This is a genomic window from Pseudomonas sp. MPB03, from assembly GCF_046605385.1.
GTDB lineage: Bacteria > Pseudomonadota > Gammaproteobacteria > Pseudomonadales > Pseudomonadaceae > Aquipseudomonas > Aquipseudomonas zanjanensis.
Map to the genome: position 1 here is coordinate 5389821 of NZ_CP176770.1, position 25321 is coordinate 5415141.

Here is a 25321-nt window from a genome sequence, read left to right on the forward strand (position 1 = left end):
CCCACAAGGATTATGTGTACACAGGTCCAAATGTGGGAGCGAGCCTGCTCGCGATGAGGCCAGCAGCGCCGTCAAATTTCCCCTTCCAAAAATGCAGTCATAAGAACCCGCAATGAACAGACTCTTTCCCCGATGGGCTCGCCGATTAGGCGCGCTCATCGCTGCAGCCACCGCATTACCCGCCTTCGCAGGCGTCGTACCCAGCGACCACTACCAATCCGTGGTCCTCAATTTCGACCGCTCGGCCCCACCCGCCGATCATTACCTTTGGACCCGGATGACGCATGGCTGGAGCGAACAACACATACCGGGCGCCGGATATACGAACCTGCACTTTGTCTGCCTGTCCAGCACGGATCCGGCCACGGGCCAATGTTCCACGACGACTGCCGGACGGTTGGGCACCACCAACATCCCGCTGCGCTTCACCGAGCGGCGCAGCGGTCTGAGCTATGTACTCGTCCTCAAGGGCCAACTCCACCGCAGGTTTCCGCTCAATCTTTGCAACGGGTCTTGGGACGGCAAGATATTTGTCTTGACCACCAACGCACCGGCTTATTGCGGCCAGGAAGATGAGGAAGTTTCCCTGCGATCGGAGGGGACAGGCTCAACCGTCTGGCTCCCCCAATCAGAACTCGCCAAACTGCCCACCGGCGGCATCTGGACGGCGAAGATGATCTTGAAACTCAAGCGGTATTACTCGCAACCGATCAGCGCGGCCAACACCTACACCGTAGACTTCAAGCTCGACGTCACCGACCACAACAACATGCAAATCTACCTGCCCGCCTACGGCATCAGCACTCCACAGGTAGACCTCAACCTGCGCACCCGCCCGTTGAGCACCGCCCCTGGCGGCGTCGTCTCCGGCCAGGCGGTGGTGGATGCCTGCCTCTACGACGGCTACAACGCCAACAGCCAGCGCTACGAGATTCGCGTGACCGGCATGAATCCCGTGCCGGGCATGGACGGGCGCTTCTTTGCCCATCATGTCTCAGGCGGCACGGGTGAGCACAACCGCATCGAGTACAAGGTACGCACCCGCACCGCCAATCTAGGGGAGACGCAACATCAGTCCGGGCAACCGGTGAGTTTCACCGGCATCAACAACGCCGAGATCCGCGCCGTGAAACTGCCCAATGTGCCTTTCCCGGTGGTGTGCACGCCGTGGCCGATCACCTTGGACACGCCGGACTTCAACCAGATCGACAAGAACTCCGGGCAGTACCGGGGCGAGTTGAAGCTGGAGTTCACGCCTTCGACGTCTTCGCCCTGAGGTTTTTGGGCGCCTGGAGTGGCCTCATCGCGAGCAGGCTCGCTCCCACAAGGATTATGTGTCCACAGGTCCAAATGTGGGAGCGAGCCTGCTCGCGATGAGGGCACTAGAGCCACCGAATTCTCCCATTTAGCCGTGGGGGCCAAGTTGACATCGCGGCGATGAAAAACAGATCGGCCATGTATGAAAAATCTGTCATTCAACTGCGATTAATCCCGCGTTAATGCCCGTGCCCCACCCTGGGTTCACTGAATCGATGTCCTGCGCAAGGTTCGCTGAGAAGCCAAAAGCGAGTGAATGCGCCCGCCTTAACATCGATTTAATCGATTGTTATTAGCATTTATTTGCGCTTTTCAATCAATTTTATTGGCGTAGCATTCAACCCATGCAAGACACATCGCCAACGAACCCGGAGTAATCACCATGAAAACCAAACTGATCATCGCCCTGACCCTGTCTGTACTGGCCGCCAACACCTTCGCCGCCGATGGCTTCGACCGCACCGTCGCCGCTGACGGTTACGACCGCACTGGCGCTGCCACTGTTGCTGCCGATGGCTTCGACCGTACCAACGGAGCCCTCGCTGAAGACGGCTTCGACCGCACCAACGGCGCCATCGCTGAAGACGGCTTCGACCACACCAACGGCGCCCTCGCTGCCGATGGCTTCGACCGCACCAATGGCGCCATCGCCGCCGATGGCTTCGACCGTACCAACGGCGCCATCGCTGAAGACGGCTTCGACCGCACCAACGGCGCCCTCGCTGAAGATGGCTTCGACCGCACCAATGGCGCTGCCATCAGCTAATCCGATAACCCTCCCTCACAGCCCGGCTTCGGCCGGGCTTAGTTGTTTTTAGGGTCCGTGAAACCCCACAGCGATAACAGCAGAGCACATGTGTCGGATTTCAAAGATCCAATGTGTCGGCGCCCGCTCGCGAAAGGGCCGGCCCGCACCGCCACATAAGCGGATTCCCGCCCACACCCCCAGCTTCAATAAGCGGATTTCCGCTCACCGAATCACCACACCCCCTCTAAACCGGCCTTCTCCCACCTGGCACAGCTCCTGCTATAGCCCTGTCAGGCTGCGTTCCCACGCGCTCCACAAAAACAATTAAACGAAGGATCCTTCAATGGATAACTCAAACGCCCTGCCCATCGGGTCGGCTGCCGTGCCCGCCCGTGAAAGAACCACCGCCAGCCGGATCAAGTCGATCTTCAGTGGCTCGGTCGGCAACATGGTCGAGTGGTACGACTGGTACGTCTACGCCGCGTTCTCCTTGTACTTCGCCAAAGCCTTCTTCCCCAAGGGCGACACCACCGCCCAATTGCTCAACACCGCCGCGATCTTCGCCGTCGGCTTCCTGATGCGCCCGATCGGTGGCTGGCTGATGGGCCTGTACGCTGACCGCGCCGGTCGCAAACGCGCATTGATGGCCTCGGTGTACCTGATGTGCTTCGGCTCGCTGATCATCGCCCTGAGCCCCGGCTACGAAACCATCGGCGTCGGTGCGCCGATCCTGCTGGTGTTCGCCCGCTTGCTCCAAGGCCTGTCGGTGGGTGGCGAATACGGCACCTCGGCGACTTACCTGAGCGAAATGGCGACCAAGGAACGTCGCGGTTTCTTCTCCAGCTTCCAGTACGTAACGCTGATTTCCGGCCAGCTCATCGCCCTCGGCGTGCTGATCGTGTTGCAACAATTGCTGACCACCGAGCAGCTGTACGCCTGGGGCTGGCGCATCCCGTTCGCCATCGGCGCGCTGTGTGCGGTGGTGGCGCTGTACCTGCGTCGCGGCATGGAAGAAACCGAGTCGTTCACCAAGAAGGAAAAAGCCAAGGAAAGCGCCATGCGCACCTTGATGCGTCATCCCAAGGAACTGTTGACCGTGGTCGGCCTGACCATGGGCGGCACCCTGGCCTTCTACACCTACACCACCTATATGCAGAAATATTTGGTGAACACCGTCGGCATGAGCATTTCCGACTCCACCACCATTTCCGCCGCCACGCTGTTCCTGTTCATGTGCCTGCAACCGGTCATTGGCGGGCTCTCGGACAAGATCGGTCGTCGGCCGATCCTGATTGCCTTCGGCATCCTGGGAACGCTGTTCACCGTGCCGATCCTCACCACCCTGCACACTATCGAGACCTGGTGGGGCGCGTTCTTCCTGATCATGGCCGCGCTGATCATCGTCAGCGGCTACACCTCGATCAACGCCGTGGTGAAGGCCGAACTGTTCCCTACCGAAATTCGCGCCCTGGGCGTCGGCTTGCCTTACGCATTGACCGTGTCGATCTTTGGCGGCACCGCTGAATACATCGCACTGTGGTTCAAGAGCATCGGCATGGAAACCGGCTACTACTGGTACGTGACGGCGTGCATCGCGGTTTCGCTGCTGGTGTACATCACCATGAAGGACACCCGTAAACACTCGCGGATCCTGACGGACTGATAGCTGCGTTTGTACAAACGAAAGGGGCGAACCTGCACAGGCTCGCCCCTTTCGTCGTTTCGGGCCGGCGTCGTTTCCTACATTAATTTCCACTTAATGGCCCCACTCCATCCTCCCCCCCATCAACTATCGATGCTTGGAGTATGACCATGAAAACCAAACTGATCTTCGCCCTGACCCTCACTGCACTGGCCAGCAGCGCCTTCGCCGACGACGGCTTCGACCGCACCGGCACCGCCGCTTTTATCGCCAGCGGTCACGAGCGCGCCGGTTCCGCCGTTGTTGCCAAGAAAGATGAAAACCACGCCATCGAGCCTGCCGTCGCCGCGGATGGCGCCGACCGCGCGGATGCGGCGTCTACCAACTAACCTCAGCCATCACTAAATCCTGTGGGAGCGGGCTTGCTCGCGAAGGCAGGGTGTCAGTCGATACTATACTGACTGACACTGCGCCTTCGCGAGCAAGCCCGCTCCCACAAGGTCTTACGGTGCTGACAAAACGGGCTGATCGCTGCACTATCGTCGGATCCCTCCAAATAGCACCGGATCTGCGCACTCTCATGCCCGACGATACTCATTACTACGAACCCGCCCAAGGCCATGGCCTGCCCCACGACCCGTTCAATGCCATCGTCGGTCCGCGGCCCATTGGCTGGATTTCCTCCCAGGATGGCGAAGGCCGCCTGAACCTGGCGCCCTACAGCTTCTTCAACGCCTTCAACTACGTCCCGCCGATCATTGGCTTCTCCAGCGTCGGGCGCAAAGACAGCCTCAACAACATCGAACAGACTGGTGAGTTTGCCTGGAACCTGGCCACTCGCCCGCTGGCCGAGCAGATGAACCAGAGCTGCGCGATGGTCGCGCCCGAGGTCAATGAGTTCGAACTGGCGGGTCTGACGGCGGCTCCGTCACGGGTGATCCAGGTACCGCGTGTCGCCGAAAGCCCGGTGTCCTTCGAATGCAAGGTCACGCAGATCATTCAACTGCAGCGGGCGGACAAGGGGCTGGTGCCGAGCTGGCTGATCCTCGGTGAAGTGGTCGCCGTGCATATCGCCCAGTGGCTGTTGAAGGATGGGGTGTACGACACCGCCGCCGCCGAGCCGATCTTGCGCGGTGGCGGGCCGGCGGATTATTTCCAGCTGGGGCCTGAGGCGTTGTTCAAGATGCATCGCCCGAAGTAAGCGATAAAATCCTGCAAACAACACCGTTCACTTGAAATGAAGGTCTGTGTGGCGAGGGAGCTTGCTCCCGCTTGGGTGCGCAGCGCCCACCAAAAAAGGGGCCGCTGCGCAGCCCAGCGGGAGCAAGCTCCCTCGCCACAAAAGCAATCACCAAAAGACTGATTACCAGACCAACCCGCCCTCATCGTCGACGCCCTTGAGATGAGTCAACTGCACGGCGGCGGCTTCATCGGCCGTGGTAGCGGTTTCGAACGTCTGCTCTTCAAGCACCTTGTTGAAACGCGGCGCACCTGAGCCGCCGATGGCCTTGGTGGCTATGGCGGCGTGGTAACCACCGCCCTCCTTGGGAACAACAGCAGAAACAGCTTCAAAAGTTTCAAAGGCTTTACGTGCCATATTGCGCATCCTGGCGATGAAAAATGACGCTCATTAAACCTTCAACCGGCCAGTTTGTGTACCTGCGCCCGGCACCCTTCGGTCGCCTGGGTGGCAGAGACTTCGCGGAAGGTGTGGAAATCCAGGCTGCTCACCACCAGGTCCTGCACCAGCTCGGCAAAAATCGCCATGGCCGGTGAATTGAAGTAGGCGTCCATCGACGGCTGATTGACCCAGAGCCCGGACACCAGCCACAAATCAGCGTCGCATTGCGATTGCTGCAAGGCAAAGTGCAAGCAACCGGGCGCCTGGCGCGAAGGTGCGATCAGCGTGCTCAGGCGCGCACCCAATTGCTTGGAGCAACCGCCGCGGGCCCGGACAAAAGCCATGTGGCTGACGGGGATGTGTGTAGTCATGTTCAACCCTCCCAGGTAATCCGTTGTGCAGCCGGGACAGGCTGCGACAGGATCAAAGGTTAAGCGCCGCGCCGCCAGCTTCGTTAGTCGATTCCTGCCGACCCATTGCACAATCCTGCGCATCGGCCGCTCGAATTTCGCCATCGATCCGGTTACAAGCCGGGAAGTTGAAACAAAAGGTTTCAAGCAAGTTTTGGCAGCGTTGCACCGTCATGGCCCATTGCGCCGTGCAGGATCAGGCAAGCTTTCAACAGGATGTGACTACCGTTGCGCCTTGCACAAACATAAGCTTTGTTCATCGCTTTCTATTGCCTGAGGATTCCGGCATGTCGCCACTCGATCACGCCCACGTCCCGCTGGACACGTACCTGGAACAACAGCGCGCCGAACTGGCGTCGATCATTGACCGCAACACCAGCGAAGACGGCAGCTATGCCACGGCGATCGGCTCGCTGAACCTGTCGCGACACAGCCAGCCGCACAAATTCGCCCCGGTGCTGGCGCAACCGGCGCTGTGCATCATGGCCCAGGGCAGCAAGCAGGTGCGTCTGGCGGATGAGTTCTTCAACTACGATCCACTCCATTACCTGGTGGTCTCGGTCTCGATGCCGCTCAGTGGTTGCATCGCCGACGTGTCGCCCGAGCAGCCGATCCTGGCCTTGCGCCTGGACATCGACCCGACGGAAATCACCGCGTTGATCGCCGACGCCGGCCCCTTGGGCGTGCCGACCCGCCCCGCCGGGCGCGGGCTGTATGTCGAACGCCTGGACACGCCAATGCTCGACGCCGTCCTGCGCCTGGCACGGCTGCTCGACACGCCAAAAGACATCGCCATGCTCGCGCCCCTGGTGCGCCGGGAAATCCTCTATCGCCTGTTGCGCAGCCCGCAGGGCTATCGGCTGTATGAAATTGCCATCGCCAACAGTCAGAGCCACCGCATCAGCCAGGCGATCAAATGGCTCAACGGTCATTTCGAACAGCCGTTGCGCATCGATGACCTGGCCCGGGAAGTGAACCTCAGCGTCTCGACCCTGCATCACCGCTTCAAGGCCATGACCGCCATGAGCCCGCTGCAATACCAGAAGCAACTGCGCTTGCAGGAAGCCCGCCGGCTGATGCTGGCCGAAGGGCTGGAAGCTTCGGCGGCGGGGTATCGGGTGGGTTACGAAAGCCCTTCGCAGTTCAGCCGCGAGTACAGCCGGTTGTTCGGCGCGCCGCCGCTAAGGGATCTGGCGCGGTTGCGGATGACTGTTTGAGCTGAGGGTTGTGTTGGCAGGGCTGGCCTCATCGCGAGCAAGCTCGCTCCCACAGGGGATGTTCAGTGAACACAAATTGTTTGTTCACCGCAGTCCAATGTGGGAGCGAGCTTGCTCGCGATGGGGCCAGTCGTCACACCTCAGTTAATCCAATTTCCAGCGCGCCTGATTGATCTCAATCAACGTCGGCCCCTGCCGCTCACGCGCCGCCAGCAACGCAGCCCGAAGCGACGGCACATCATCGATGGCCTCGGCAAAACAGCCCAAGGCCTTGGCGACGCCGATGAAGTCCGGGGTATGGATGTCCACGCCCACCGGTTCGATGGCGCGGTTGAGCATGTATTTCTTGATCTCTTCGTAGCCCTGGTTATTCCACAACAGCACGATTACGGGCGTGAGCGCTTCCACGGCGCTGGCCAGTTCCGGCAAGGTGAACTGCAACCCGCCGTCGCCGATCAGGCACACCACCGCCGGGCGGCCGTGGCCCAGGTCCTTGCCGCCGAGCCAGGCGCCGATGGCCGCCGGCAATGCGTAGCCGAGGGTGCCGTAGCCGGTGGAGGAGTTGAACCAGCGGCGCGGTTGTTCCAGGTTGAAGGTCAGGTTGCCGGAGTACACCGGTTGTGTGGAATCGCCGACGAACACCGCCTCCGGTAGCGTCTGCAAGACCGTGTCGAGAAACACCGTCTGGGCCCGGGTCGCGGCGTCCCAAGTGCCTTGAAGCTCGGCGCGCAACCGGGCGGCACGCGCCGGTCCCCAATCGGCGTGGCGTTCAGCCAAGGGTTGCCGGCCCAATTCGTCGAGCACGGCCCGGGCCGCGATGCGGGCGTCGGCCACCAAGGCCAGGTGCGGCGGGTAGTTGCGCACGGTCTGGTCCGGGTCGATGTCGATACGCAGCAGCGCACCGGGAATTTCGAAGCCGCCGGCGAAGGTAATGTCGTAGTCGGTCTCGGCCAATTCGGTGCCGATGGCCAGCACCACGTCCGCCTCGGCCACCAAGGCACGGGTGGCCACCAGGCTCTGGGTGGAGCCGATCAACAACGGATGGCGCGCCGGCAGCAGGCCTTTGGCATTGATGGTCAACGCCACGGGCGCGCCGAGGCGTTCGGCCAACTCGGTCAATTCGGCCGCGGCGTCAATGGCCCCGCCACCGGCCAGGATCAAAGGCCGCCGAGCGGTCGCCAGCAGGCCAGCCATTTGTTTGACCGCATGGGGTGCGGCACCGGCTCGGCTGATATTCACTGGCACGCTGGCCAGCCAGGCATCGGCGTCTTCGACCAGCACGTCCAGCGGGATTTCAATGTGCACTGGCCGTGGGCGCCCGGCCTGGAACACCGCGAACGCCCGGGCCAGCACGCCGGGCAACTCGGCAGCGGACATCAGCGTGTGGGAAAACGCCGCGACACCGCCCACCAACGCAGACTGGTTCGGCAGTTCATGCAGCTTGCCGCGGCCGCCGCCCAACTGGCTGCGCGACTGCACGCTGGAGATCACCAGCATCGGGATCGAATCGGCATAAGCCTGGCCCATGGCGGTGGTGATATTGGTCATGCCCGGGCCGGTGATGATGAAACACACGCCGGGCTTGCCGCTGACGCGGGCGTAACCGTCGGCCATGAAGCCTGCGCCCTGCTCATGTCGCGGCGTCACATGGCGGATGCTCGAACGGGCCAGCCCGCGGTACAACTCGACGGTGTGCACGCCGGGAATGCCGAACACCTGCTCCACGCCATAACCTTCAAGTAACTTGACCAATACTTCGCCGCACGTCGCCATTGCCATTGCCATTGCCATTGCCTTTTTCTGGTCGGGTAAAGGGCCGCGCACTGCACGCGGCAGGCCCGTTTTTGTCTTGGGAATGGCGTTATTGGAACGGGCCGGGCATGGCGGCAACAATCGATAAAAAGTCATACTCGCCATGTCTCCACGTCATGGCTTGGATCGAAATGAAACGACTTCCCCCGCTGCCGGCGCTGCACACCTTTCTGATCACGGCCCAATGCTGCAACTTCACCCGGGCCGCCGAACAGCTGCACATCACCCAGGGCGCGGTGAGCCGGCAGATCGCCGGGCTGGAAGATCATTTGGGTTATGCGCTGTTCCGGCGCCAGGCGCGCGGCCTGAGCCTGACCGCCGAGGGCCAGGCCTGGCTGCCACGGGTGCAGCAGGTGTTCAGCCTGATCGACGAAGCGGTCGAGCAGATCGGCGAGAAGCGCCAGGTCCTGCGACTCAAGGCCCCGACCTGCGTGATGCGCTGGTTACTGCCGCGTCTGTTGCAGTGGCAAAAGGAACGACCGGACGTGCCGGTGGAACTGACCACCACCGTCAGGCACGGCGTGGATTTTCAGCGCGAAGCCTTCGACGCCGCGGTGGTCTATGGCCCGCCGCCGGACACCTCGCTGGCGTGCCTGCACCTGTTCGATGAGCAACTGACGCCCGTGTGCTCGCGCCCGGTCCTCGAAGGCCTGGTGCCGTTGCATGATCCCGCCGACCTGCAACACCACCTGCTGTTGCACCCGGCCCTTGACCAGCGCGACTGGAACGCCTGGCTGGCGGCGGCCGATGTGCATTTAAGCAATGTCAGCAAGGGCCAGCACTTCGAAACCCTGGACCTGGCGATGTCCATGGCCTCCCAGGGCACCGGCGTGGCGATTGGCGACTGGTCGCTGATCGGCGACGACCTGAGCGCCGGCCGACTGGTGATGCCGTTCGAGCTGAAGGTCAAGACCGGCCTGGGCTATCACCTGGTGCACCCGCGCAAGCCCCAGGCCTCCGGGCCGTTGCAGGCATTGATGGGGTGGTTGGTGGAGCAGGCACGGGCGCGTTGAATGCTCGCAAGGTGCTTTTGTGGCGAGGGAGCTTGCTCCCGCTGGGCTGCGCAGCAGCCCCCAAAAACTTCAGTCTGATCCTATCCCACAGTCGAGCTTTTTGGGACCGCTTCGCGCTCCAGCGGGAGCAAGCTCCCTCGCCACAAAAGCAGGACAGATCTCAAGCAACCGGGTTTTTCAGAGCAGGTTGGGCGCCTGCGCCGGCTCGATCTGCGCCCAGTGCGAAGTGTCTTCACGGTGCTGCTGCAGGTACGGCAACACCGCCCCCAGCAAGGGCGCCTTGAACGCGTCCTGGAAGCGATGGGCCAGGCCCGGGATCAGTTTCAGTTGGCTGCCTTGGATGTGCGCGGCCAAGTGCACGCCGTGCATCACCGGCAGCAAAGGGTCGGCGGTGCCGTGGACGACCAGGGTCGGCACCCGCAGTTGATTGAGCAGGGCCACCCGGCTCGGCTCGGCCATGATCGCCATGATCTGGCGCTTCACGCCTTCAGGATTGAAGGCCCGGTCATAAGCTACGGCGGCCTGATGCAGCAAGGCCTGGCGATCGTCCATCACCACCGGGCTGCCCAACGCGGCCAGCAAATCGGCTTGCTGTTCAAGGGCCATTTCGCGATTCGGCGCACCGCGCCGGGACAACAGTTGCACCAGTCTTTCGCTGGGCGCGGGCAAGCCGGCGGCACTGGAACTGGTCATGATCAGGGTCAGGCTTTCAACCCGCTCAGGCGCCATGGCGGCCATGTGCTGGGCGATCATCCCGCCCATGCTCGCGCCCAGTACGTGAAAGCTTTGCACATGCAGCGCGTCCATCAGCCCCAGCCCGTCGTCGGCCATGTCGGTCAAGGTATACGGCGCGGCCACGGGCAAGCCGAGTTTGTAGCGCAGGGCTTCAAAGGTCAGGTTGGCGCTGCCGGGCGCCTGGCGCCAGGTGGACAGGCCAACATCGCGGTTGTCGTAGCGAATCACCCGGAAACCCTGCTCACACAGGGCGACCACCACTTCGTCCGGCCAATGGATCAGTTGCCCGCCCAGGCCCATCACCAACAGCAAGGCAGGATCCGAAGCACGGCCAATGCTTTGGTAAGCCAGGCTGACCTGATCCAGGTCGACATGTTGAGTTGCAACGTTGACATCACAACGAGACGCCGCCATCGACGGCAGGCCGAAAAACAGCACGGCCAGGAAAATGAATACACGCATGAAGAAACACCAAAACGCAGAACCCCAGTAGAGCGCGAGTCTGATGAAGTTTGTTCAAGCGCGCTGCCACAGTTGCGTGACAGTTTGATGAAGATTGCCGAATGGTGATCTGAAGCCAGGTGCGCACCCTGTGGCGAGGGAGCTTGCTCCCGCTGGAGCGCGAAGCGGTCCCAAAAGGCTTCAACCTCAAAATAGGAACAGGGCATGAAATGTAGGGGCTGCTGCGCAGCCCAGCGGGAGCAAGCTCCCTCGCCACAAAAAAGCGTCGTTGCCTAAGACAGGGAGCTCGCCCACAACATCCAGGCTTCAGGCCAGTTGGCCACGCAACTGCCGCGCCGCCGCCACCATGTTCACCAAGGCCGCTTCCGTCTCAGGCCAGCCCCGGGTTTTCAGCCCGCAGTCGGGGTTGATCCACAGCCGCTCGGCGGCGATTCGTTTCACTGCCTTGCTCATCAGCGCAACCATCTCGGCGGTGTCCGGCACCCGTGGCGAGTGAATGTCGTAGACACCCGGACCGATGTCGTTCGGGTAGTCGAACGCCTCGAAGGCATCCAGCAACTCCATGTCCGAGCGCGAGGTCTCGATGGTGATCACATCGGCGTCCATGTCGGCGATGGCCTTGATCACATCATTGAACTCGCTGTAGCACATGTGGGTATGGATCTGGGTGTCATCCGCCACGCCCGAGGCGCACAAGCGGAACGCCTCCACGGCCCAGTCCAGGTAGGCCTGCCATTCCCCGCGACGCAACGGCAATCCCTCGCGGAACGCCGCTTCGTCGATCTGCACGATCTTGATCCCGGCTTTTTCCAGGTCCAGCACTTCGTCCCGCAGGGCCAGAGCCAGTTGTCGGGCCTGGACCTGGCGCGACACGTCCTCACGAGGAAACGACCACATCAGCATGGTCACGGGGCCGGTGAGCATGCCCTTCATGACTTTGTCGGTCAGGCTTTGCGCGTAACGGATCCAGTCGACGGTCATGGCTTTCGGGCGGCTGATGTCGCCGTAGATGATCGCCGGCTTCACACACCGCGAGCCATAACTCTGCACCCAGCCGAAACGGGTGAAGGCATAGCCATCCAGTTGCTCGGCGAAGTATTCCACCATGTCGTTGCGTTCGGCTTCACCGTGCACCAGCACGTCCAGGCCCAGGCGCTCCTGGATCTGCACGGCATGACGGATCTCCGTGTGCATGGCGTCCTGATAGTCGTTGGCCGACAATTTGCCTTGCTTGTAGGCCTGGCGTGCCAGGCGGATGGCCGGGGTCTGCGGGAAGGAGCCGATAGTGGTGGTGGGAAAGGTCGGCAGCGCCAGGCGTGCGCGCTGGCGTTCGATGCGCTGGGCAAACGGCGAACGCCGCTGGCTGTCCTGTGGCCCGACCGCCGCCAGGCGCGCCTGGACCTCGGCTTTGTGAATACGCGCCGAGCCCGCGCGACGGGCCTGCACCGCGCGGCTGTCGCTCAAGGCCTGTCGCACCGCGGGGGCCTGAGGATCGTTCAGCGCATCGCGCAGCACCGCGACTTCACCGCACTTCTGCACGGCAAAGGCGAGCCAGCTCTTGAGTTCCGGATCGAGCCGGTCTTCACGTTCCAGATCCACCGGGCTGTGCAGCAATGAGCACGAAGTGCTGACCCAAAGGTTGTCGCCAAAGCGCTCCTGGGCCGGTTGCAAGTGCGCCAGCGCCTGTTCCAGTTCGCAGCGCCAGACGTTGCGACCGTTGACCAGGCCCACCGAGAGAATCTTGTACGTCGGCAGGCGGTCCAGTACCTGGCCCAGTTGTTCCGGGTCACGTACCGCGTCGATATGCAAGCCGTCCACCGGCAGGCTCACGGCCAGGCCGAGGTTGTCTTGCAGGCCACTGAAATAGGTGGCCACGAGTTTTTTCAACGGCGAGTACTGAAGGATGTGGTAAGCGCGCTCGAAGGCGCTCTTCCAGGCCTGAGGCAGATCGAGGGTGAGGATCGGTTCGTCGATCTGCACCCATTCCACGCCCTGGGCCTTGAGGCGGTTGAGGATTTCACCGTAGACCGGCAGCAGGCGCTCCAGCAGGTCGAGCTTGTCGAACGCCGCGCCTTTGGCCTTGCCCAGCCACAAGTAGGTCAACGGGCCGATGATCACCGGTTTGACCCGGTGGCCCAAGGCATGGGCCTCGTCCACTTCGTCGAACAACTGTTCCCAGCTCAGGGCGAAGGCCTGGTCGGCGGAAAACTCCGGGACCAGGTAGTGGTAGTTGGTGTCGAACCACTTGGTCAGCTCCTGGGCGTATTGCGCCTGGCCGTGGTCGGCACCGCAGCAACTGGCCGTGGCGCCACGGGCCATGGCGAATAAGGTGTCGAGGGTCGGTCGGCCCTGGGCATTCAAAGTGCTGTGAAAACGCTGTGGGACGGCGCCCAGGGTCAACGTGTGGCTGAGCACTTGGTCGTACCAGGCGAAGTCGCCGACGGGCAGCAGGTCGATGCCGGCGTCTTTTTGCAGTTGCCAGTGCCGGGCCCGCAGTTCACGGCCTACGGCCTGCAACGCTACCGGGGCCAGGTCACCCTTCCAGTAGGCTTCGAGGGCTTTTTTCAATTCGCGGTCGGCGCCGATGCGGGGGAAACCGAGGGTGTGGGCCAGGGCCATGGTGTGCGTCCTCCTGTAAAAGATGGCGCCATTGTCGACAACCCGACCTGCATGAGACAAACTCAACCTTTTCGTGTTGATCACAAGTTTTACTCATGGAGCTACTCCGGTGCTTGAACTCCGTCACCTCAAGACCCTGCACGCCCTGCGCGAAGCCGACAGCCTGGTCGAAGCCGCCGAACGCCTGCACCTGACCCAATCCGCCCTCTCCCATCAGTTCAAGGAATTGGAAGAGCGCCTGGGCATGCAATTGTTCGTGCGCAAGACCAAGCCAGTACGCTTCACCAGCGCTGGCCTGCGCCTGTTGCAACTGGCCGATGCCGCCCTGCCGTTACTGCGCAGTGCTGAACGGGACATCGCGCGGCTGGCGGGCGGCACCGCCGGGCGCCTGCACATGGCTATCGAGTGCCACAGCTGCTTCCAGTGGCTGATGCCGACCATCGACCAGTTCCGCGATGCCTGGCCGGAAGTCGAGCTGGACCTGGCCTCGGGCTTCGCTTTCGCGCCGTTGCCGGCCCTGGCCCGAGGCGACCTTGACCTGGTGGTGACTTCCGACCCGCTGGAACTGGCCGGCATCACCTACGTGCCGCTGTTCACCTATGAAGCGATGCTTGCCGTCGCCAACCAGCATCGGTTGGCGGGCAAGCCCTACATCGTGCCTGAGGACTTGGTCAGCGAGACCCTGATCACTTATCCCGTGGAGCGAGACCGGTTGGACATCTTCACCCGCTTCCTGGAACCGGCCGACATCGAACCGGCTCAGGTGCGCACGTCCGAGCTGACGGTGATGATGATGCAACTGGTGGCCAGCGGCCGTGGCGTCTGTGGCATGCCGCACTGGGCGCTGCATGAATACAGCTCACGGGGCTATGTGAAAGCCAAGCGGCTGGGGGAGAAAGGCTTGTTCGCCACGCTGTACGCGGCGGTGCGCACCGACATGCTCGACGCGCCGTACATGCGCGATTTTTTGCTGACGGCCAAGGACACGTCGTTTTCCACACTCGACGGTGTCAGTGCCGTGCGCTGACAGCTTTTTGTGGCGAGGGAGCTTGCTCCCGCTGGGCCGGTCCGACGCTTCGGGCGCAGCAGACCCGTTTTATGGCCGCTTCGCGCCCAAGCGGGAGCAAGCTCCCTCGCCACAAAAGCTCCATCACTCAAATCAGTGGTTCGCTCAAAGTTCTAGCCACATATGGATTTTGTCGAGGTACTCATCGTCCACCCGGATCGCCATCGGTTCGAGGCCGTAGAGGACGAAACCGCAGCGTTGGTAGAGCTTGAGCGCCGGGTCGTTGCCGGCGGTGACGGTCAGTTGCACCAGGCGCAGGAAGGTGTGGCGCCGGGCTTCGTCGAGGGCGGCCTGCACCAGTTGGTAGCCGAGCCCGCGATGGCGATGTTCGTCGGCGACGTACATGCCGAACAGCAGCGCCTTGTGTCGGGCTTTTTCCCGGGGCTCCAGGGCCAGGCCGACGATGCCGACCAGATCTTGTTCGACAAACGCCCCCAACAGCACATCGAGCCGACTGCCCAGGCGTGACTCCCACCAGTTGATGGGCAACTTCGCCCGCTCGCTGACGCTGGAGGTGAAGGCCTGGGGGTGCAAGGCATACGCCTGGAGCATCAGCTCGCGATAGGCCTCGGCATCGCCAGCCCGCAGGCGTCGAATGCTCACGCCGAACGCCGCTGCTCAAGCATCAGGCGCAGGGCCAGGGCACCGAGGACAAACCCCATGAAATAGCGCTGCACCGCCAGCCAGCTCGGGTTATGGACGAACCACGAGGCGATGCCGGCGGCGAACAGGGCGATCAGCAGGTTGACGCTGAAACTGACGCTGATCTGGGTCAGCCCGAGGATGAGGCTCTGGGTGAACAGCGAACCGTGTTCCGGGCTGATGAACTGCGGGAACACCGACAGATAGAACACCGCGATCTTGGGATTCAGCGCGCTGGTGAGAAAGCCCATGGTGATCAGCTTGCGCGTCGAGTCCGCCGGCAGTTGCTGGGCCTCGAAAGGCGAACGCGCCCCCGGTTTCACGGCCTGCCAGGCCAGCCACAACAGGTACAGCGCACCGGCCCATTTCAATACTTCGTAGGCCATGGGCACCGCCAGGAACACCGCCGTCAGCCCCGCCGCGGCAGCGAACATGTGCACGAAGAAACCCGCCACCACGCCCAACAAGGACGTGACGCCGGCCTTGCGACCCTGGCAGATCGAACGGGAGATCAGGTAGATCATGTTCGGACCGGGCGTCAGCACCATCAGCAACGCGGCGGCGGCGAAAATAAGCAGATCCGGCAATGGAATCATGGGCATCCGTCCTTGAAATGTGAATCAGCAGGTGGCGAGCAGTGTCGCTCGATAAAACGGCAGGATCACCTCGCCTGTCAACGGTGCCAGCACCAGATCGCTGTCGCCGGCCGGATCGATCCAGCACACCTCTTCGATTTCGGCCGCTGGCGAAACCGCAGCGTCGATGCTCAGCAGAAACACCTCGGCCTGCACGGTAAACCCCGGCTCGTTGGCCGCCGGCGCGCTGAACACGCCCAGGTGGCGGGCCTGGGCCGGGTCGATCCGCAGGCCAAGTTCTTCTTCCAGCTCACGGGCCAGCGCTTGCACCGGTTGTTCATGGGCTTCGATCTTGCCGCCCGGCTGCATGAAGGCTTGGGTGCCGCGCTTGCGCACCAGCAGGGTTCGCCCGTCCGGCCCGAGCAGCAGGGCGGCGGCGATGCGGATGAGGGGGGTGGTCATGAGGAGTCAAAGCCTTGGTCGAGAAAATGCCAGGGAGATTACAGACCGCAGCGGCGGGAGCAAAGCCTGGCCCAACCTCTAAACCAACACAATCTCCTGTGGGAGCGAGCTTGCTCGCGATAGCGGTGTGTCAGTCGAAAAATATCTGACTGTTATTCCGTTATCGCGAGCAAGCTCGCTCCCACAGGGGACCCCAGTCGCCTGTCAGGTTTTCTTCACCCCAAAATCGGCTTCGGCGCCGAAGGGTCGGCCGCCTCTTCGGGAATCTTGACGAATACGCTGTACCGCGCGCCTTCCATCGCTTCGAAGGCAATGAGTTTTTCGATCAACGGGCCGCTCAGGACCTTGCCGGCGTTGAGCAGCAACATGCCGTTGTCGGCATTGAGGTTGCGCGCCAGGATCATCCCCGGAGTCAACTCGCGAGTGGTGGAGACTTGCACCGTCGGATCCGACAAGGTCACGTCTTCCAGGTATTCGGCACAGGCCTTGATGAAATCCTCGATCATGTCCGGGTCGTACAGCTTGCCGGCGTATTTGCGGATGTAGACCAGCGCTTCGTCGCTGTTCATCTGCCGTTCCAGGATCAACCCACGCTGCAGCTCGATGAAATCCACCGCCAGCTTCAACAGCCGCGAACCGAACGGAATCGCTTCGCCTTTCAGATGCTCGGGGAAACCGCTGCCGTCCCAACGCTCCTGGTGATGGCGGATGATCCGCGCCGCGTCCTTCATCGGGTCCAGGGTCATCAGCAGCGATTCGCTCTGCTTCGGATAGGCGCGGTACAGCTCCAGTTCGGTGTGATGCAGCATGTCGGCGGGCGTGACCATCATGTTGTCGGTCCAGCTCAGCTTGCCGATGTTGTAGAGCGCCGCCGCCATGGTCAGGTCGCGGTCGGTGGACTCATCGAGAAAATTGAGCCGGCTATAGACCCGGATCAACTCGATGATCTGCCGGTTGGTCTGCTTGGCCTTGGGCAGGCGCAGGTTGGCGATCAGCGAAAACACCTCGGTGCTGGTCACATAGCTGCGCTTGAGCTCGTCATAAGCCAAGTCAAGCATGTCGGCGGTCTGCTGCAGCTCGGAGGTGCGCGACGCCACGCGTTTTTCCAGGGTGGCGTTCAGGGTCTTGAGTTGCTGGTTCTGCTCGCGGTTCAGCGCTTCGAGGCGCTGGCGCTCGCTTTCGGAATGCTGGTGGGCCAGGGCCTGGCGCAAGGCCTGCACCAACTCCTCATCGTTCCACGGCTTGCTGAGGTAGCGATAAAGCTGCCCCTCGTTGATGGCCTTGGTCATCATGTCCACATCGGCATAACCGGTGAGCAGGATGCGCAAGGTCGATGGATACAACTTGCGGATTTCGGCCAGCAGCGTGGCGCCATCCATGTTCGGCATGCGCGCGTCAGTCATGACCAGGTCGACCGGGCGCTCCTTGAGAATTTCCAGCGCCTTGGCGCCACTGTCTGCCAGCAGGATCTCGTACGGCTGGCTGCGCAATAGCCGACGCAAGCTGTTGAGGATCGACTCTTCGTCATCGACCAGCAGCACCGTCGGCTTCTTTACCGGAACATCCGGCGATTGACCTTCCATTTGCAACCCCCTCCTGATTCACGACAACCGTTCTACCTTAGCCCCAAAAAACAGGCTAGTAGATTGCGAAGATTTAGACACATTTGCCCTCGGTGGCCGAGCGCATCCCGATCAGACGACTATGCTGTACCCCATGAAGGGCCATGTATAGGCCGAATACTCATGCCAGCGAAAGGGATAGCAGATGTTCCCAAGGTTCTATAGTCCGCATCAAAACGGTGCACGGCCATGAGCCTGCCTTTGGATAAAACCAATCGGCGGATCCTGATCGTCGACGACACCCCGACCATCCATGAGGATTTCCGCAAGATCCTCAGCCCGCAGATGAGCGCCGAAGACAACCTGAGCAGCGCCGAAGAGGCCCTGTTCGGCGCGCCGGTGGCGGTCGCCGGCACGAGTTTCGTGCTCGACTCGGCGTTCCAGGGCATGGAGGCCTTGAACAAGGTCGAAGCGGCGCTGGCCCAAGGGCAACCCTACGCCATGGCGTTCATCGACATGCGCATGCCACCGGGCTGGGACGGCCTGGAAACCATCGAACGGCTATGGCGCGCCGACCCCAAGCTGCAGGTGGCGTTGTGCACCGCATACTCGGATTATTCCTGGGAAGATATTTCCGAGCGCCTCGAACTGGGCGACCGCCTGCTTATCCTGAAAAAACCTTTCGACGCCATCGAGATCCGCCAGATGGCCAGCGCCTTGACCGTCAAATGGCAGATGACCGAAGACGCGGCGCTGAAAATGGACATGCTCGAACGAGCGGTCGAGGAACGCACCCGTGAGTTGGCCGACGCCAATATCATCGTGCAGAACAGCCCGACCATCCTCTATCGCCTGCGGGGCGAACCGCCGTTCGCGTTGATGTACATCTCCCATAACATCACCAAGTTCGGTCATTCCGCGGCGCAACTGATCAACTCGCCGGACTGGGCAGAAACCCTGATCCATGCCGATGACCAGGCCAAAGTCCAGGAGGCCATGGTGCGCGTCCTCGACCGTGACACCGTGGGGGCGTCCATCGAGTTTCGCATGCGCACCGGCGACGACACGTTCCGCTGGGTGGAGAACCGCTACATCCCGGTGCGCAACGACCAGGGGCTGTTGCTGGAAGTGGAAGGCATCATCCTCGACATCACCGAACGCAAGCTGGCCGAAGAAAAGATCGCCCTGCTCGCCCGCACCGACGGCCTGACCGGGCTGGCCAACCGCGCCACCATGATCGAGCGCTTGCACCAGGCCTTCGCCGCCGCGCGTCGCGGGGCGGCGCCGTTTGCCATGTTCTACCTGGACCTGGACCACTTCAAACGCATCAACGACACCCTGGGCCATCCCATCGGCGACTTGCTGTTGCAGGAAGTCGCCACGCGCATCAAGGCCTGTACACGGGAAAACGACGTGGTGGCGCGCCTGGGCGGCGACGAGTTCGCCCTGCTGCAACTGGACGTGCATGAAGCGACCCATTGCGCCGCGCTGGCGGGCAAGATCCGCGACGCCCTCGTGGCGCCGTACTCCCTGGACGGCAACGACGTGCGGATCTCGGTGAGCATCGGCATCGCCCTGTACACCCCGCAGAGCCTGAGTGCCGACAGCCTGATGGCGCAATCCGACATGGCCCTGTACCGCTCCAAGGAAAAGGGCCGCAACCAGTACCACTTCCACAACGAGGAGATCAACCAGGAAGTCACCGACCGGGTCGCCCTCGCCAACGACCTGCGCCAAGCCATCGAAAACCACGAGCTGCACCTGCACTACCTGCCGGAAGTCGACCTCGGCACCGGCAAGATCCTCGGCATGGGCGTGCAGGTGCGCTGGAACCACCCCGAACGAGGCTGGCTGGAACCGGCGGCCTTCATGCCCGCCGCCGAGAAGACCGGGATCATCATTGGCCTGGGGCATTGGGTGCTGGACCAGGCCTGCCAGCAAATGCGCCAGTGGCGCGACCAGGACATGGCGCCGCCGGTGATCGCCATCGATCTGTCCCTGACCCAGCTCAAGACCGGCCCGGAACTGATCTACGACGTGCTGCGCACCACCGCGCGCTGGGAACTGGCGCCCTGGGACCTGCGTTTCGACGTTACCGAAGCCACCCTGGCCCAGACCAAGTGGACCCACAACGACGTGCTGCCGCGCCTCTGCGAATTGGGTGTGCAGATCGCCATCGATGACTTCGGCACCGAATATTCCTCCTTCGACTACCTCAAGACCTACCGGGTCAATCACCTCAAGCTCGCGCAGCGGTTCCTAGACAGTGCCAGTGACAATCCCGAAAACGCCACGACCTTGCGGGCGATCATCAACTTTGCCCGGGACGTGGGCATCGGGATCATTGCCGAGGGCGTCGAGACCCAGGAGCAACGCACCACGCTGATGTCCAGCGGCGGGGCGATGCAGGCCCAGGGGCATTACTTCAGCACCGTGGTCGACAGCGGCCAGGCCGCCGAATTGCTCAAGGCCGGCACCATCATTCCCGCGACAGACCACTGGACCCGACCAGCGAGCCAGCTATCGGAGAGCAATCCATGAACCCCATGTCGGTACCTGCCAACCGGCGAATCCTGGTGGTGGACGATACGCCGGCGATCCACCAGGACTTTCGCAAGATCCTCAGCCCCAGCGCCGGCCTCGATGACTCGCTGGACGACACCGAGAGCCTGCTGTTCGGCACCCCGCAGGTCAGCCGGCTGCAATTCCAGATCGACTCGGCCTACCAGGGCGAGGAAGCGCTGGAACTGGTCAAGCGCGCCCAGGCCGAAGGCCAGCCCTATGCACTGGTGTTCGCCGACATGCGCATGCCGCCGGGCTGGGATGGCCTGCAAACCATCGAGCGGCTGTGGGAGGCCGACCCACGGCTGCAAATCGCCCTGTGCACGGCGTTCTCGGATTACTCCTGGGAAACCATGTCCGAACGGATCGAGTTCGACGATCAGTTGCTGATCCTCAAGAAGCCCTTCGACACCCTGGAAATCCGCCAGATGGCCAGCGCCATGACCTGGAAATGGCAACTGGCCCAGGATGCGGCGAGGAAAATGCGCAGCCTGGAACGCACGATCGAAGAGCGCGTCCAGGAATTGCTCAAGGTCTCCCACCTGCTGCAATACGACGTGCTCACCGAATTGCCCAACAGCATGTTGCTCGGCGATCGCCTGACCCAGGCCATGGCCCAGTGCCGCCGGCACGACCGGCAACTGGCGGTGATGTTCCTCGGCCTGGACCGCTTCAAGCGCATCAATAACGCGCTGGGCCATCCGGTGGGCGATGAGATGCTCAAGCGCGTGGCGCGGACGTTGGCAACCGTGGTGCGCGAGTCCGACTCGGTGTTTCGCTACGGCTCCGATGAATTCGTCGTGGTGCTGGGGGACATTGTTGATCCGCAGCAGATCAAAGGCGTGGCCGACAAGCTGCTGGCGGCCATCAGTTCCCCACAACCGATCGACGGCCATGACCTGAGCGTCACCGCGAGCCTGGGCATCAGCGTCTACCCGAGCGACGGTTTCGACGCCGTGGCGCTGATCAAGAAAGCCGAGACGGCGATGCGCAACGTCAAGGAGACCGGCCCCAACGACTACCGCTTTTTCACCGAGGATATGAACCGCCGGGCACGGCAGCAGCAGACCATCGAATCGGGCCTGCGCCTGGGCCTGCAACGCAAGGAATTCGTGCTGCATTACCAGCCCAAGCTCGACCTCAAGAGCGGCAAGGTGGTCGGCGTCGAGGCGCTGGTGCGCTGGGACAGGCCGGGGCACGGCATGGTCTACCCGTCGGATTTCATTCCGGTGGCCGAGGACAGCGGCCTGATCGTCCCACTGAGCCAATGGGTGCTCCAGGAAGCCTGCCAGCAGGCCTGTCGCTGGCAAGCCGAGGGCATGCGCCCGCTGTACCTGTCGGTGAACGTCTCGGCCATCGACTTTCGCCAGCGCGGCTTCGTCGAAGGCATCGCCCGCACCCTCAAGGAAACCGGCCTGGAACCGACACAGTTAGAACTGGAGATCACCGAAAGCGTACTGATGCAGAACGTCGACACCACGGTCGCCATCCTCAAGGCCATCAAGCAGTTGGGGATACGCCTGGCCATCGATGACTTCGGCACCGGCTATTCGAGCCTGAGCTACTTGCAGAAATTTCCGGTGGATGTGCTGAAGATCGACCAGTCGTTCGTCGGTGACCTGAGCATCGACAGCAACGATGCCAAGCTGGTGAGCACCATCATCAGCCTGGGCAAGAGCCTGAATCTGCACATCATCGCCGAAGGGGTGGAAACCCTTGAGCAGCTTGAATTTCTCAAGCAGCACCAATGCGAGGAAGTCCAAGGTTATTACTTCAGCAAGGCCGTCGAACCACAGGCCTTTGCCGACTGGATGACCGAATGGGAAAAACGCCAGAACCCGTTTTCGTGAACACCGGAGTGTCCTCAACCAACGTTTCAAGGAAAACATCCCATGGCGTTACATGGACTGACTCTGGCGCTCGGCCTGCTCGTGGGAATGAGCGTGATCGCGCACGCCGCCCCACTGGACGAACCCCTCAAGCCCCTGCCACCGATCCCGACCCTGGACCCCAAGCGCGTCCAGCTGGGGCTGCGGCTGTTCAATGACCCGCGGCTGTCGGTCAACAACACGCTGTCCTGCGCCAGTTGCCATCGCCTGGAAAAGGGCGGTGCCGACGACAAACCGTTTTCCCTGGGCTTCGACGGCAAGCCGGTAGAGGTCAATACGCCGACCGTGTTCAACGCCGGCCTGAACTTTCACCAGTTCTGGGATGGCCGCGTCGATACGCTGGAAGAACAGGTGCATATCGTGGTCCTCAGCCCCACGGAAATGGGCAGCACCTGGGAAACCGTGGTCAAGCGCATCGCCGATGACCCAGGTTATGCCAAGGACTTCAAGGACGCCTACCCCGACGGCGTGACCAAGCCCAATATCCAAAGCGCCCTGGCCGATTACGAACGCACCCTGCAGACACCCAATTCGCGCTTCGACCAGTACCTGCTGGGCAATACCGATGCCCTCACGCCCCGGGAAAAATTCGGTTACCAGCGGTTCAAGGAATACGGCTGCATCGCTTGTCACCAGGGCGTGAATATCGGGGGCAACATGTTCCAGAAATTCGGCATCATGGGTGACTACTTCGTTGACCGCGGCAACCCCACCCGGGCCGACGAAGGACGCTTCAACATCACCGGTGATGAAAATGATCACCAGGTTTTCAAAGTACCGAGCCTGCGCAACGTGGCCGTTACCGCGCCCTATTTCCATGACGGGTCGGCGCCAACCCTGGAGCGCGCGGTAGAGGTCATGTTCAAGTACCAACTGGGTCGTGAGCCCCTCAAGAACGATACGACGTTGATCGTCGAGTTCCTCAAGACCCTGACCGGTGAATGGGAGGGCAAGCCCCTATGACAGTCCTCCGTCGCCTCGGCCTGGCCTTCATTGGCGTCTTGCTGGCGGGCATCCTGTTATTCATGTACGTCAACTCGGGCGCCCAACAGGCCGCCTCGTACATTGAATCCCGGGACCTGATTCGCCTGCTCAAGCAACAGGACGCCATCTGGGACAACGAAATCCTCAAGTCGCGGATCGCCCTGACCCACAACTACGACCCGCTGGTCTCCCCGTTGCACGAGATGGCACGCCTGTGGCAGCGCCTGGACGCCATCGAGGCGGAGCCGGGCCGGCATGGGCCGTCACTCTGGGAGGCCCAGCGCGACGAATACCTCAAGCTGGTCAAGGAAAAGACCCGCTTGGTGGAGCAGTTCAAATCCCATAACGCGGTGTTGCGCAACTCCCTGGCCTTCCTGCCCACCGGCGAGGACGATATCCAGGGCCAGTTCGCCCGGCTGCCCGACACGTATCGGCTGGAGTTGCAGAACGTTGCCATCGACACCTACGACCTGTTGCTCAGCAGCATGGAGTTCGCCCAGCTCAGCTCCCCTGATATCGCGGCTGAGGTCCTGCTGGGGTTGAACCAGTTGGAGGTCAACAAGGAGCGCCTGCCTGAGGGACTGCTCAACTCCGTCGAAGTCCTGCGCAGACACATCGGGGTGATCCTGCGGGAACAGCCAAAGGTCAATGAATTATTAATGGGCATCGAAATGGTCCCCTTGGCCGGCCGCCTGGACACCATTACCAACCTACTCGAGAAAGACCAGGCAAAAGCCGCGGCCAAATACGAGCGCAACCACGTTTACCTGCTGGTGTTCGCCACGCTGCTGGTGCTGATCCTGATCTGGCTGGGGATCCGGCTGATCCGCAGCTTCGCCGAGATCAAGCGGGTCAACAACGCCCTGCAAACCGCCAACGACGAGCTGGAACAACGGGTCGAAGAGCGTACCCGCCAACTCAAGGACACCCAGAGCGAGCTGATGGACACCGCCCGCCAAGCCGGCATGGCGGAAATCGCCACCAACGTGCTGCACAACGTCGGCAACGTCCTCAACAGCGTGAACATCTCCGCCGATCTGGTCAGCCGCAAGATACGCAGCAGCAAGGCCCTGGGGCTGGGCAAGGCGATGCAACTGTTCAACGAACACGCCGATGACCTCGGCCACTTCCTCACCGAAGACGCCAAGGGCAAGCTGCTGCCCGGTTACCTCAACCAACTGGTGGAGGCCATCGCGTCGGAGCAGCAGAGCCTGACCGACGAACTGGCCCAGTTGAGCAAGAGCGTGGACCACATCAAGGACATCGTCGCCACACAGCAATCCTATGCCGGGGCCAGCAGCCTGCTGGAACCCCTGGTGGTCAGCGAGCTGCTCGAAGACGCCCTGCGCATGAACTCCGGCGCCCTGACCCGCCACCATGTTACGGTGATCAAGGAATACGGCGACGTGCCGCGGATCATGGGCGACAAGCACCGTCTACTGTTGATTCTGATCAACCTGATCAGCAACGCCAAATACGCCATGGCCGGGGTGTCCAACCATGCGCGGAACATGACGCTCAAGGCGGACGTCGTCAATGGCGAGACCCTGCAGATCAGCGTCAAGGACGAAGGCGAAGGCATCCCGGAGGAGAACATGACGCGCATCTTCGCCCATGGCTTTACCACGCGTAAGGAAGGCCACGGCTTCGGCCTGCACAGCTGCGCATTGGCGGCCATTGAAATGAACGGCCACCTCACCGCCCACAGTGAGGGGCCAGGCAAAGGGGCGACGTTCCAATTGCAGGTGCCCCTGAAACTTGCAGAAGGTGAACCATGAACAGCCTGAGTAACCGCCGCATCCTGTTGATCGACGATACACCCGCCATTCATGAAGATTTCCGTAAGATCCTCACCCCTGAGGATGACAGCAGCACGGACTTGCAGGACATGGAAAGCGCGCTGTTTGGCGATGCGCCAAAACCTGCCGCCACTGTGTTCGAACTCGACTCGGCCTATGGCGGGCAGGAGGGCCTGAACAAATT

General features: G+C 62.0%; 22 protein-coding genes. 12 read left to right on the forward strand and 10 right to left on the reverse strand.

What is annotated here, in order from left to right:
* Positions 1 to 112 precede the first annotated feature (112 nt).
* From ACLH0I_RS23365 to ACLH0I_RS23385, 5 genes are all read left to right on the forward strand, one after another.
* Positions 113 to 1276: a CfaE/CblD family pilus tip adhesin gene (locus tag ACLH0I_RS23365; RefSeq protein WP_411385503.1), complete on the forward strand. Its 1164-nt coding sequence runs from the start codon at positions 113 to 115 to the stop codon at positions 1274 to 1276.
* A gap of 423 nt (positions 1277 to 1699) precedes the next feature.
* Positions 1700 to 2083, forward strand: coding sequence for a heme utilization protein (locus ACLH0I_RS23370; protein ID WP_411385504.1), 384 nt, complete (start codon positions 1700 to 1702; stop codon positions 2081 to 2083).
* Between the two features lie 325 nt (positions 2084 to 2408).
* Positions 2409 to 3728, forward strand: coding sequence for an MFS transporter (locus tag ACLH0I_RS23375; protein ID WP_411385505.1), 1320 nt, complete (start codon positions 2409 to 2411; stop codon positions 3726 to 3728).
* A gap of 149 nt (positions 3729 to 3877) precedes the next feature.
* On the forward strand, positions 3878 to 4096 hold the full coding sequence (locus ACLH0I_RS23380; protein WP_411385506.1) for a hypothetical protein: 219 nt from the start codon (positions 3878 to 3880) through the stop codon (positions 4094 to 4096).
* 191 nt (positions 4097 to 4287) lie between these two features.
* Positions 4288 to 4908, forward strand: coding sequence for a flavin reductase family protein (locus tag ACLH0I_RS23385; protein WP_250962508.1), 621 nt, complete (start codon positions 4288 to 4290; stop codon positions 4906 to 4908).
* Positions 4909 to 5070: 162 nt separating this feature from the next.
* On the opposite strand, the gene ACLH0I_RS23390 is transcribed toward ACLH0I_RS23385, so the two are convergent.
* From ACLH0I_RS23390 to ACLH0I_RS23400, 3 genes are read right to left on the reverse strand one after another with little or no spacing between them, the layout of a single operon-like run.
* Positions 5071 to 5304, reverse strand: coding sequence for a hypothetical protein (locus ACLH0I_RS23390; protein WP_411385507.1), 234 nt, complete (start codon positions 5302 to 5304; stop codon positions 5071 to 5073).
* A gap of 41 nt (positions 5305 to 5345) precedes the next feature.
* Positions 5346 to 5699 carry a putative quinol monooxygenase gene (locus ACLH0I_RS23395; RefSeq protein ID WP_411385508.1) on the reverse strand — a complete coding sequence of 118 codons (354 nt, stop codon included), beginning with the start codon at positions 5697 to 5699 and terminating at the stop codon, positions 5346 to 5348.
* Positions 5700 to 5751: 52 nt separating this feature from the next.
* Positions 5752 to 5913 carry a hypothetical protein gene (locus ACLH0I_RS23400; protein ID WP_411385509.1) on the reverse strand — a complete coding sequence of 54 codons (162 nt, stop codon included), beginning with the start codon at positions 5911 to 5913 and terminating at the stop codon, positions 5752 to 5754.
* A 112-nt stretch (positions 5914 to 6025) separates the two neighbouring features.
* Between ACLH0I_RS23400 and ACLH0I_RS23405 the strand changes: the two genes are divergently transcribed.
* Entirely contained in the window at positions 6026 to 6955 is a 930-nt protein-coding gene (locus ACLH0I_RS23405; protein ID WP_053124712.1) for an AraC family transcriptional regulator, read from the forward strand.
* A gap of 144 nt (positions 6956 to 7099) precedes the next feature.
* Here ACLH0I_RS23405 and ACLH0I_RS23410 read toward each other — a convergent pair whose 3' ends face one another.
* Positions 7100 to 8728, reverse strand: a complete 1629-nt coding sequence (locus ACLH0I_RS23410; RefSeq protein ID WP_411387549.1) for a 5-guanidino-2-oxopentanoate decarboxylase — start codon at positions 8726 to 8728, stop codon at positions 7100 to 7102.
* Between the two features lie 170 nt (positions 8729 to 8898).
* Between ACLH0I_RS23410 and ACLH0I_RS23415 the strand changes: the two genes are divergently transcribed.
* Positions 8899 to 9780, forward strand: a complete 882-nt coding sequence (locus ACLH0I_RS23415) for a LysR substrate-binding domain-containing protein (protein ID WP_411385510.1) — start codon at positions 8899 to 8901, stop codon at positions 9778 to 9780.
* A gap of 177 nt (positions 9781 to 9957) precedes the next feature.
* Here the strand turns inward: ACLH0I_RS23415 and ACLH0I_RS23420 are convergent, their stop codons facing one another.
* The gene (locus ACLH0I_RS23420) at positions 9958 to 10977 is read right to left on the reverse strand and encodes an alpha/beta fold hydrolase (RefSeq protein WP_411385511.1); all 1020 of its coding nucleotides are present in this window, start codon (positions 10975 to 10977) and stop codon (positions 9958 to 9960) included.
* 306 nt (positions 10978 to 11283) lie between these two features.
* The gene (gene metE / locus ACLH0I_RS23425) at positions 11284 to 13596 is read right to left on the reverse strand and encodes a 5-methyltetrahydropteroyltriglutamate--homocysteine S-methyltransferase (RefSeq protein WP_411385512.1); all 2313 of its coding nucleotides are present in this window, start codon (positions 13594 to 13596) and stop codon (positions 11284 to 11286) included.
* A gap of 109 nt (positions 13597 to 13705) precedes the next feature.
* On the opposite strand from metE, the gene metR reads away from it, so the two are divergent.
* Entirely contained in the window at positions 13706 to 14623 is a 918-nt protein-coding gene (gene metR, locus ACLH0I_RS23430; protein WP_053124730.1) for a transcriptional regulator MetR, read from the forward strand.
* Positions 14624 to 14767: 144 nt separating this feature from the next.
* On the opposite strand, the gene ACLH0I_RS23435 is transcribed toward metR, so the two are convergent.
* From ACLH0I_RS23435 to ACLH0I_RS23450, 4 genes are all read right to left on the reverse strand, one after another.
* Positions 14768 to 15265 carry an N-acetyltransferase family protein gene (locus tag ACLH0I_RS23435; RefSeq protein WP_411385513.1) on the reverse strand — a complete coding sequence of 166 codons (498 nt, stop codon included), beginning with the start codon at positions 15263 to 15265 and terminating at the stop codon, positions 14768 to 14770.
* On the reverse strand, positions 15262 to 15900 hold the full coding sequence (locus tag ACLH0I_RS23440) for a LysE family translocator (protein WP_411385514.1): 639 nt from the start codon (positions 15898 to 15900) through the stop codon (positions 15262 to 15264). Before ACLH0I_RS23440 ends, ACLH0I_RS23435 begins: the two co-directional genes overlap by 4 nt.
* A gap of 24 nt (positions 15901 to 15924) precedes the next feature.
* The gene (locus ACLH0I_RS23445; RefSeq protein WP_250962499.1) at positions 15925 to 16341 is read right to left on the reverse strand and encodes an NUDIX hydrolase; all 417 of its coding nucleotides are present in this window, start codon (positions 16339 to 16341) and stop codon (positions 15925 to 15927) included.
* A gap of 215 nt (positions 16342 to 16556) precedes the next feature.
* On the reverse strand, positions 16557 to 17924 hold the full coding sequence (locus ACLH0I_RS23450; protein ID WP_411385515.1) for an HD domain-containing phosphohydrolase: 1368 nt from the start codon (positions 17922 to 17924) through the stop codon (positions 16557 to 16559).
* Positions 17925 to 18152: 228 nt separating this feature from the next.
* On the opposite strand from ACLH0I_RS23450, the gene ACLH0I_RS23455 reads away from it, so the two are divergent.
* Genes ACLH0I_RS23455 through ACLH0I_RS23470 form a run of 4 tightly spaced genes read left to right on the forward strand, consistent with a single transcriptional unit; the run spans position 18153 to position 25116 of the window.
* A complete protein-coding gene (locus ACLH0I_RS23455; RefSeq protein WP_411385516.1) occupies positions 18153 to 20444 on the forward strand; it encodes an EAL domain-containing protein in 2292 nt (763 codons plus the stop codon).
* On the forward strand, positions 20441 to 22315 hold the full coding sequence (locus tag ACLH0I_RS23460; protein ID WP_207966756.1) for a putative bifunctional diguanylate cyclase/phosphodiesterase: 1875 nt from the start codon (positions 20441 to 20443) through the stop codon (positions 22313 to 22315). Before ACLH0I_RS23455 ends, ACLH0I_RS23460 begins: the two co-directional genes overlap by 4 nt.
* Before the next feature lie 42 nt (positions 22316 to 22357).
* A complete protein-coding gene (locus tag ACLH0I_RS23465) occupies positions 22358 to 23317 on the forward strand; it encodes a cytochrome-c peroxidase (protein ID WP_411385517.1) in 960 nt (319 codons plus the stop codon).
* Positions 23314 to 25116: a DAHL domain-containing protein gene (locus ACLH0I_RS23470; protein ID WP_411385518.1), complete on the forward strand. Its 1803-nt coding sequence runs from the start codon at positions 23314 to 23316 to the stop codon at positions 25114 to 25116. Before ACLH0I_RS23465 ends, ACLH0I_RS23470 begins: the two co-directional genes overlap by 4 nt.
* Positions 25117 to 25321 lie beyond the last annotated feature (205 nt).